At 71.0% G+C, this 2,039-nt stretch carries 2 protein-coding genes and 1 pseudogene; all 3 read left to right on the top strand.

What is annotated here, in order from left to right:
• Positions 1-123 (top strand): annotated as a pseudogene (locus NOD94_RS40940) (methionine adenosyltransferase domain-containing protein); the annotation flags it as partial.
• A 1-nt stretch (position 124) separates the two neighbouring features.
• Positions 125-1,108, top strand: coding sequence for a carbohydrate kinase family protein (locus NOD94_RS40935; protein WP_281211323.1), 984 nt, complete (start codon positions 125-127; stop codon positions 1,106-1,108).
• The coding region (locus tag NOD94_RS40930; RefSeq protein WP_281211322.1) for a homocysteine S-methyltransferase family protein at positions 1,105-2,039 on the top strand (935 nt) is incomplete at its 3' end. The genes NOD94_RS40935 and NOD94_RS40930, both read left to right, overlap by 4 nt.

The following is a 2,039-nucleotide window of genomic DNA, read 5'->3' as shown; positions in this document are numbered from 1 at the left end:
GACCTGCTGCGCCCGATCTACGCGCAGACCGCCGCCTACGGCCACTTCGGCCGCGAACTCCCCGACTTCACCTGGGAACGCACCGACCGCGTCGACGCCCTGCGCACCGCCACCGGGATCTGACATGCGCATCGCTGTCACGGGATCCATCGCGACCGATCATCTGATGACCTTCCCCGGCCGGTTCGCGGAGCAGCTGCTCGCGGACCGGCTGGACCGGGTCTCCCTGTCGTTCCTCGCCGACAGCCTGGATGTGCGACGGGGCGGGGTGGCGGCGAACATCGCGTTCGGACTGGGCGTACTGGGCCTGCACCCGCTGCTGGTGGGCGCGGTCGGAGCGGACTTCGAGCCGTACCGGGTGTGGCTCAAGGACCACGGAGTCGACACCGACGCCGTGCACGTCAGCGGAACCCGGCACACCGCCCGCTTCGTCTGCACCACCGACCGGGAGCAGAACCAGATCGCGACCTTTTACGCGGGCGCCATGGCCGAGGCCCGCGAGATCGACCTGCGGGAGGTCATCGCCCGCTACGGACGCCCCGACCTGGTACTCGTCTCACCGGACGACCCCGAAGCCATGCTCCGCCACACCGCGAACTGCCGCACGCTCGGCATCGCGTTCGCCGCCGACCCCTCGCAGCAACTGGCCCGGCTGACCCGGGACGAAGTGCGAGAACTGATCGACGGCGCGCTCCGACTGTTCACCAACGAGTACGAGTCCGCGCTGCTCTGCGAGCGGGCCGGACTCACCGAGGAGCAGGTCCTCGGGCGGGTCGGCTCGTGGGTCACCACCCACGGCGAGGCCGGCGTACGCATCCGGGCCGTCGACCGGCCGACGCTGACCGTACCGGCGGTCGAAGTCGCCGAGGTCGTCGACCCCACCGGCGTCGGGGACGCCTTCCGGGCCGGCTTCCTCGCCGGAACGGCGTGGGGCGTCCCCGAGCGGTACGCCGCCCAGCTGGGCTGCGCGGTGGCGGCGACCGTACTCGACCACACCGGCACCCAGGAGTACCACCTGCCCCGGGAGCCACTCCTGGACCGGCTCCGTACCGCCTACGGCCCGGAGAGCCGCACGGAACTCTCCGCACACCTGAGGGGGCTGGGATGAGACCGTCCTTGCGGACCGAGTTCGCGACACGCGTGGTCGTCGCCGACGGCGCGATGGGCACGATGCTCCAGGACGCCGACCCGACGATGGACGACTTCCTCGGCCTGGAGGGGTGCAACGAGATCCTCAACGTCACCCGACCCGACATCGTGCGGTCCGTGCACGACGCGTACTTCGCGGTCGGTGTCGACTGCGTGGAGACGAACACCTTCGGCACGAACCTGGCCGCGCTCGCCGAGTACGGGGTGGAGGAACGCCTCTACGAACTCGCCGAGGCCGGCGCCCGCATCGCCCGCGCATCCGCCGACGCCTTCACCGCACAGGACGGCCGGCACCGCTGGGTCCTCGGCTCCATGGGTCCGGGCACCAAGCTGCCCACCCTCGGCCACGTCGGGTACGAACCGCTGCGCGAGGCCTACCAGCAGAACGCCGAAGGACTCATCCACGGCGGCGCGGACGCCCTCCTCGTGGAAACCTCCCAGGACCTGCTCCAGACGAAGGCCGCCGTCATCGGCGCCCGCCGGGCACTGGACTGGTGCGGGAGGGAGGACCTGCCGCTGATCGTGCAGGTCACCGTCGAAACGGCCGGCGCGATGCTGTTGGGTTCGGAGATCGGTGCGGCGTTGACGGCGTTGGAGCCGCTCGGCATCGACATGATCGGCCTGAACTGCGCGACGGGTCCGGCGGAGATGAGTGAGCACCTGCGCTATCTGGCGCGCAATGCCCGTATCCCGTTGTCGTGCATGCCGAACGCGGGCCTCCCGGTCCTGACCAAGCAGGGCGCGCATTACCCGCTGTCGGCCGCGGAGCTGGCGGACGCGCAGGAGACCTTCGTGCGGGAGTACGGGCTGTCGCTGGTCGGTGGCTGCTGCGGCACCACGCCCGAGCACCTGCGGCAGGTCGTGGAGCGGGTGCGGGGGAGGGCCGTGAC

It is taken from the genome of Streptomyces sp. Isolate_45, from assembly GCF_024721315.2.
In the GTDB taxonomy this organism is placed as follows: Bacteria; Actinomycetota; Actinomycetes; order Streptomycetales; family Streptomycetaceae; genus Streptomyces.
Note: the sequence above shows the minus strand (reverse complement) of the source record. Positions and strands in the feature narration are given on the sequence as shown.